The organism is Ramlibacter sp., from assembly GCF_035706265.1.
Classification (GTDB): domain Bacteria; phylum Pseudomonadota; class Gammaproteobacteria; order Burkholderiales; family Burkholderiaceae_C; genus Ramlibacter.
On the sequence record NZ_DASSVG010000605.1, the window covers coordinates 1 to 6467 of the forward strand.

6 protein-coding genes are annotated in these 6467 nt (G+C 70.0%); all 6 read left to right on the forward strand.

The genetic code is table 11. The annotated features are described in order from the left end of the window. Positions 1-346 precede the first annotated feature (346 nt). Positions 347-1447: a 6-bladed beta-propeller gene (locus tag VFM98_RS21525; RefSeq protein ID WP_325111937.1), complete on the forward strand. Its 1101-nt coding sequence runs from the start codon at positions 347-349 to the stop codon at positions 1445-1447. A 218-nt stretch (positions 1448-1665) separates the two neighbouring features. Then, entirely contained in the window at positions 1666-2535 is an 870-nt protein-coding gene (locus VFM98_RS21530) for a cytochrome c3 family protein (RefSeq protein ID WP_325111938.1), read from the forward strand. 88 nt (positions 2536-2623) lie between these two features. Next, a complete protein-coding gene (locus tag VFM98_RS21535) occupies positions 2624-3661 on the forward strand; it encodes a peptidylprolyl isomerase (protein WP_325111939.1) in 1038 nt (345 codons plus the stop codon). A gap of 22 nt (positions 3662-3683) precedes the next feature. After that, positions 3684-5618, forward strand: a complete 1935-nt coding sequence (locus VFM98_RS21540) for a hypothetical protein (RefSeq protein ID WP_325111940.1) — start codon at positions 3684-3686, stop codon at positions 5616-5618. Positions 5619-5676: 58 nt separating this feature from the next. Then, positions 5677-6075, forward strand: coding sequence for a c(7)-type cytochrome triheme domain-containing protein (locus tag VFM98_RS21545; protein WP_325111941.1), 399 nt, complete (start codon positions 5677-5679; stop codon positions 6073-6075). Further along, positions 6072-6467: c-type cytochrome (locus tag VFM98_RS21550; RefSeq protein WP_325111942.1), on the forward strand; the 396-nt coding region annotated here is incomplete at its 3' end. The genes VFM98_RS21545 and VFM98_RS21550, both read left to right, overlap by 4 nt.

The window sequence follows — 6467 nt, forward strand, 5'->3', positions numbered from 1 at the left end:
GGCAGACGGAGCAGTAGTTGTGGTACAGCGCCGCCGGCGTCTGCTGCGCGGCGCCGGGGCCGCGGTCGCCGGCCAGGGCCGAACTGCCGAGCCAGGAGGCGGCGAGCGCCAGGGCGGCGACCAGCCAGCGGCGGGCGGAACGGGACGAAATCGGGTTGTTGGACATGCTGTCTCCGGGACGGATCCCGGGGCCAGTGCAACTTCGATGCCAATGTGCGTGCGCCATGGCATGCCGCTTGCGTTTGCCTGACGTACGCCGGCCGGAGGGGCCGGCCCCGCCTCTGGAGACCCACCCTTCATGAACTCCCGATTCTCGAAAGCGAGCCGCCTCCTTGCGGTTCTGGGAATGGCCAGCCTGCTGCTGTTCGTCGGCTGCGCGGAGGCGCCCAAGGCACCGCCGGCCAAGAAGGCCGAAATTCCCGTCTACCCGCCGCCGCCCGAACAACCGCGCTTCTACTACGAGCGCACGATCCGCAGCAGCGCCGACGTCATGGCCGACGACAAGGACGGCTCGCTGCGCCGCGCGCTCACCGGCGAGAACCGCACCGGCGAGGGCCTGGACAAGCCCTATGGCGTGGCGGCCCGCAACGGCCGCGTGTACATCGGCGACACGGCCGCGCGCAACGTGATCATGTTCGACCTGAACACCAGGAAGTACAAGCGCATCGGCACCGACGATCCCGGCGCGATCCGCATGCCGCTGGGCATCGACCTCGATGCCAACGGCAACCTGTACGTGCTCGATGCCACGCTGAAGAAGATCTTCGTCTACGACGGCGAAGGCAAGTACCTGCGCGCGATGGCGCAGGACATCAAGTGGAGCCGCCCGGTCGGCCTGACGGTGGACACGGCGGGCCGGCGCATCTACGCGGTCGATGCCGGCGGCGTGGACAGCAACGACCACAAGGTGCGCGTGCTCGATCTCGAGACCGGCAAGCTGCTGCTGGAGTTCGGCACCCGCGGCAACGGCCCCGGCGAGCTGAACCTGCCGCGCGACGTGGCGATCGGCGCCGACGGCCTGGTGTACGTGGTGGACGGCGGCAACTTCCGCATCCAGGTGTTCGACAAGGATGGCAAGTTCCTCAAGACCTTCGGCGGCATCGGCCGGCGCGGCGGCCAGTTCGCGCGGCCGAAGGAGATCGCGGCCGACCGCGACGGCAACCTCTATGTCGTCGACACCGCCTTCGCCAACGTGCAGATCTTCAACCCCGACGGCCAGCTGCTGCTGGACGTGGCGGCGCGCGGCGACAACGACGGCCCCGGCCGCCTCATGCTGCCTTCGGGCATCGCCGTGGACGCCGACGGCCGCATCTACGTGGTCGACCAGTTCTTCCGCAAGATGGACGTGTTCCGTCCAGCCGGCCTGAGCGCCACCGCCCGCTATGGCGACCCCGCCGCCCCGCCGGCCCCGGCCACCGCCAAGGGCACCGCGCCGGCGGTGCGCTGAGCAAAAAGCCCGCAAGACCCTGCCCTGCTTCCGGGAATGGGAACGCCCCGATTCCCGGTTGCGGGAACCGTGGCCCGGCAAAGCTTGACGGGCGTCAACGGAATCGGGCCCACGCACCCCAAACCAAGCTCTTCGGCCCTGGCACACAAGCTGCGTCAACGGCCATGAGGGTTGCGGGAGGGTCCGCGGCTGCTTACCACGACTTCAAGGAGATGGATATGGGCTGGAATCACTGGGTCGCAAGGGCGACGACAAGAAAGGGCCTCGGTTCCCTGGCCGGCGCGATCGCGCTGGTGGCGGCGGCACTGATTCCCACGCTGGCTTCGGCGCAGGGCACGCCCGCGACGGGCATCGCGGCCACGAAGCACAACCTGCGTTCGGGCACCAACGGCCAGAACAAGTTCGAATCGACCGACGGCAACACCGAGATCTGCGTGTTCTGCCACACGCCGCACGGCGCCGACACCAGCGCCTCCGTGCCGCTGTGGAACCGCGTGCTCGCGGCCCCCGCTTCGTACTCCACGTACGACCAGCTCAAGACCTCGACGCTCGATGGCAAGGTGATGGCCGTGGGTTCCGTGTCGCTGGCCTGCCTCTCCTGCCACGACGGCGCCACCGCCATGAGCACGGTGATCAATGCGCCCGGCTCCGGCAACTACGATCCCGCCGGTTTCACCATGGCGGGCACGTGGAGCGGCGGCAACGTCAAGGCCACGGGCGAGATCGCGGGCGGCATCACCCTGATCGGCAAGGACCTGAAGAACGACCACCCGATCGGCATCCAGTACGCCGGCGGCGGCTTCTTCAACAACGGCGGCACCGCGGCCGGCGCGAAGATCGACCAGGACTTCAAGGACCCGCAGAGCGCCACGCTCAACGGCTCGCTCGTGTGGTGGGTGGACACGAGCGTCGGCACCGCCGGCACGCGCCAGAAGACGGACATGATCCTCTACACCCGCACCCTCGATGGCAACGACCAGCCCTTCGTCGAGTGCGCGAGCTGCCACGACCCGCACAGCGAGAACAAGACCTTCCTGCGCATCGAGAACACCGGCAGCGCCGTCTGCCTGGCCTGCCACACCAAGTAAGCACCACACGCGCCGCTCTCCGAGTGGCGCGCTTATTGCAGTACCGGGGCCGCAAGGCCCCTTTTTTTCACCTGTGAGGAAAGCGCCCATGAACATCGAGCAACAGCCGGCAGTCACCGCTCGGCGCACCGCGCACACCTCGCTGCGCCTGGCCCTCGCCGCCGCCTGCATGGCCGCTGCCTGCCACATGGCCTACGCGCAGAACGCTCCCGTGTTCGCCAAGGTCGGCGAAAGCGTGATCACGAGCGAGCAGTACGAAGCCGCCTTCCAGCAGGCCGCGCGCGGCAAGTTCTACCACGGCAATCCCTCGGAAGCCGCCATCGCGCAGCTGCAGCGCGAAGTGCTGCAGAAGCTGGTGGACGAGGCGCTGCTCCACGCCGAAGCGCAGCGCCGCGCGATCGCGCCCGATGCCGCCGCGGTGCAGAAGGTGATCGCCGGCTACGACGAGCGCTACAAGGACAGCGCGCAGTGGAAAGCCAATCGCGGGAAGGTGCTTCCCGATCTCGAGGCGAAGCTGGAACGCGACAACGTGATGGAGCAGCTCACCGCGCAGGTGAAGAACGTGCCCGCGCCGACGCCGGAGCAGCTGCAGAAGTACTACGACGACCACAAGGACAAGTTCACCTCGCCCGAGCAGGTGCACATCCGCCTGATCCTGCTGAAGGTCGATCCCTCGGCCCCGAAGGCGCAATGGGACGGCGCGAAGGAGGAAGGCGCGGCGATCGCCAAGCGCCTGCGCGCCGGCGCCGACTTCGCCGAACTCGCGCACCTGCATTCCGGCGACGACTCGGCCAAGCGCGGCGGCGACATGGGCTACATCCACCGCGGCATGCTGCCCGAGGCCGCCGAGAAGGCGATCGACGCGCTGCAGCCCGGCGGCACCAGCGATGCCATCGTGCTGCTCGAAGGCGTGGCGGTGATCCGGCTCGAGGCGCGCAAGCAGCCCGTGCTCAATCCCCTGGCGGCCGTGCGCCAGCGCGCGCAGGACCTGTACGTGCGCGACGCCGGCGAGCAGGCGTGGACCGCGCTGCTCGCGAAGCTGCGCCGCGACACGCCGGTGCAGCTCGACGAGTCGCGCTTCCTGCCGCTGGCGGCCAACACCGGGGACCCTGCGCCGGCTCGCTGAGCGGCGCGCGTCAGGCAAGTGAATGCAGCCGGCCCGATGGAAGCTCACCCTCATCGCCTGCGCGGCCGCGAGCTGCGCCGCGCAGGCCCAGATGACGGCGCCGTCGGACGCGGGCCAGCTGCCCGCCTCGGCGCAGCCCGCGGCCACGCAGCCCGCGGAAGCGCCGCCCCCCGAGACTGAGGAACCGGCGGCGCGCGCGTGGCGGCTGCCGCCCATGCGCGTCTCCGGCACCCTCGCCTACGACATGCGCGCGGTGCGCAGCGGAGGCGAGCCGAGCAGCATCGCCAACGTGCTCACCGGCACGATCGGCACCACCACCTACCTCTACGCGCCCTGGCTCGCCCTGGTGAACGGGTCGCTGGGCCTGAGCACCAGCGTCACCCACAGCGGCGCCGGCGCGCTGGGCGCGCCCTTCGACGATTCGGGCCCGCACGAGCGCCTGCGCACGCGCGAGAACTTCATCACCGGCGACGGCCGCCTCGACCTGTTCCCGCGCAGCCGCTTCCCGGCCGAGATCCACTTCTCGCGCCAGGACAGCCGCACCGACACCGGGCTCGCCACGCCGATCCAGTTCCAGCGCCAGAACATCGGGATGTCGGCGCGCTACCGGCCCGAGTCGGGCCTGTACAACCTGGCGGGCGCGTACGACCACCGCACGCAGAGCGGCTTCGGCTTCCGCAGCAAGCAGGATTCGCTGTCGGCGGACTTCAACACGCACTGGAAGGCCAACGAGCTGGCCCTGGGCGGCGCCTTCAACCGCGCGGTCACCGAAGCGCTGGACGACGACAGCCGCTTCAGCAGCCTGGTGGCGCGGCACACCTACTCGCCCTCCAACGCGCTGTCGGTCAACAGCACGGCCAACCTCACGCGCACCGAGCAGCGCGGCTTCGGCGACGCCGACCTGCAGGTGCTGCAGCTCGCCAGCGTGGGCCTGTACCACCCCGAGCGCTCGCCGCTCACCCTCACCGGCAGCGTGCGCGGCCTGGTGCTGCGCGACCAGACCTTCGACGCCCAGACCGACTCGGTGAGCGGCACCGTCGGCGCCAACTACGAAGTCAATTCCAACCTGCGCGTCACCGCCAACGGCGGCCTGACGACCACGCACTCCGGCAACGGCCAGTCCACCTTCTTCGCCGGCGCGCTGGGCGCCAACTACCAGGGCGATTCGCTCGAGTACCGCGGCATCCGCTACGACTGGTTCGCCAGCGGCACGGTGGGCACCTCGGTCGCCGACAGCGGCGTGGCCGGCAGCACCCACGAGCAGAGCCTCGGCTTGCAGGTCGGGCATTCGGCCAACCGCTCCTGGGCCCTGTCGCCGCGGTCCAGCCTCGGCCTGAGCGCGAGCCAGTCGCTCTCGGCCGCTTTCATCAACGGCAACGAGGACCAGGGCAGCGGCTTCGGCCTCGGCGACGTGAAGACCCTGCTCAACAGCGTGGCGCTCACGTGGCAGCAGAGCGGCGAGGGCAAGACCGGCTTCGCCCGCGCGTCGTACAGCGACTCGATGGAGCTCGGCGGCGGCGATGCCCGCTTCCAGCTGTTCAATTTCCAGGTTTCCGGAAACTTCGAGCTCGGCTACGGGCGCTCGCTGACGGCCGACCTCACCTACCAGCGCACGCACCAGCGCGCGGGCGACCTGCCCGGCCTGCGCGATCCGATCACGGGCGCCGTGCTGCGCACGCGCACTTCCGGCGTCTCGGGCGAGATCGCCTTCCACCAGAACCAGCTGTTCGGCGTGCGGCGCCTGCAGTTCGTCTCGCGCGTGAGGCTGGCCCAGGATGTGCTCCGACAACCCGGTCAGCTGCTGTCGATTCCCGATCGTGAGACGCGCCTCTGGGAGAACCGGCTGGACTGGAGCATCGGCCGGCTCACCACGCAGGTCGAGCTGCGGATGTCGCAAATCGACGGCCGGCGCGTGGATTCCCTGTGGTTGCGGGTGCAGCGCAATTTCGGCGACTGACCGGCAAGTGGAGGACAACCAGAGATGAGGGTGTGAGATGTCGCTATCGAGGATGAGAATGGCCCCCGCCGTGGCCCTGCTCGCCGGCGTGGCGCTCGCGGGCCTGCTGGCCGGCGGCGATGCACGCGCCGAATACGGGGACGTGGTGATCAACAACTACTCCGACAAGGCCGGCATGCGTCCGGTGGTGTTCCCGCACTGGTTCCACCGCATCCGCTTCCGCTGCAAGGTGTGCCACGCCGACCTCGGCTTCAAGTTCAAGGCCGGCGGCAACGAGATCAACATGGTCAAGGTGATCGACGGCCAGTTCTGCGGCGCCTGCCACAACGGCGAAGTCGCCTGGAGCATCGAGAACTGCAACATGTGCCACTCGGCCAAGTCGGGCACGCCCACGCAGGTGCACGAGAGCACCACCAACTCGCTGGTGGCGCCGGCCGCCGGGGAGAAGAAGCAATGAAGCCCCGCATCGTCCTCGCGGCCTTCGCCGCCGCCACCCTCGCCTGGCTCGCCGCGCCCGCCGCGGCGCAGGATCTCGCCGCCGGCAAGGCGGTCTACGAAGGCGCCTGCGTCGCCTGCCACGGCACCGGCGTGCTGGGCGCGCCCAAGGTCGGCGACGCCGCGGCCTGGTCGGCCCGCGCGGCCGGCGGCCTCGGCCCGCTGTTGAACAGCGCGAAGAACGGCCGCGGCAACATGCCCGCGCGCGGCGGCAATCCCGCCCTGAGCGACGCCCAACTGCAGCACGCGATCGCCTACATGCTGTCGCAGTCCAAGGGCGGTGCACCGGCCGCGGCCGCGCCGGTTGCCGCCGCGGCGAAACCGGCGGCTGCGGCTGCGGCCAAGCCTGCGCCC

Bases quoted from the DNA above. Each gene is read 5' to 3' on its own strand.
- VFM98_RS21530 (WP_325111938.1), top strand. From the start codon at position 1,666: ATGGGCTGGAATCACTGGGTCGCAAGGGCGACGACAAGAAAGGGCCTC.
- VFM98_RS21535 (WP_325111939.1), top strand. From the start codon at position 2,624: ATGAACATCGAGCAACAGCCGGCAGTCACCGCTCGGCGCACCGCGCAC.
- VFM98_RS21525 (WP_325111937.1), top strand. From the start codon at position 347: ATGGCCAGCCTGCTGCTGTTCGTCGGCTGCGCGGAGGCGCCCAAGGCA.
- VFM98_RS21545 (WP_325111941.1), top strand. From the start codon at position 5,677: ATGGCCCCCGCCGTGGCCCTGCTCGCCGGCGTGGCGCTCGCGGGCCTG.
- VFM98_RS21540 (WP_325111940.1), top strand. From the start codon at position 3,684: ATGCAGCCGGCCCGATGGAAGCTCACCCTCATCGCCTGCGCGGCCGCG.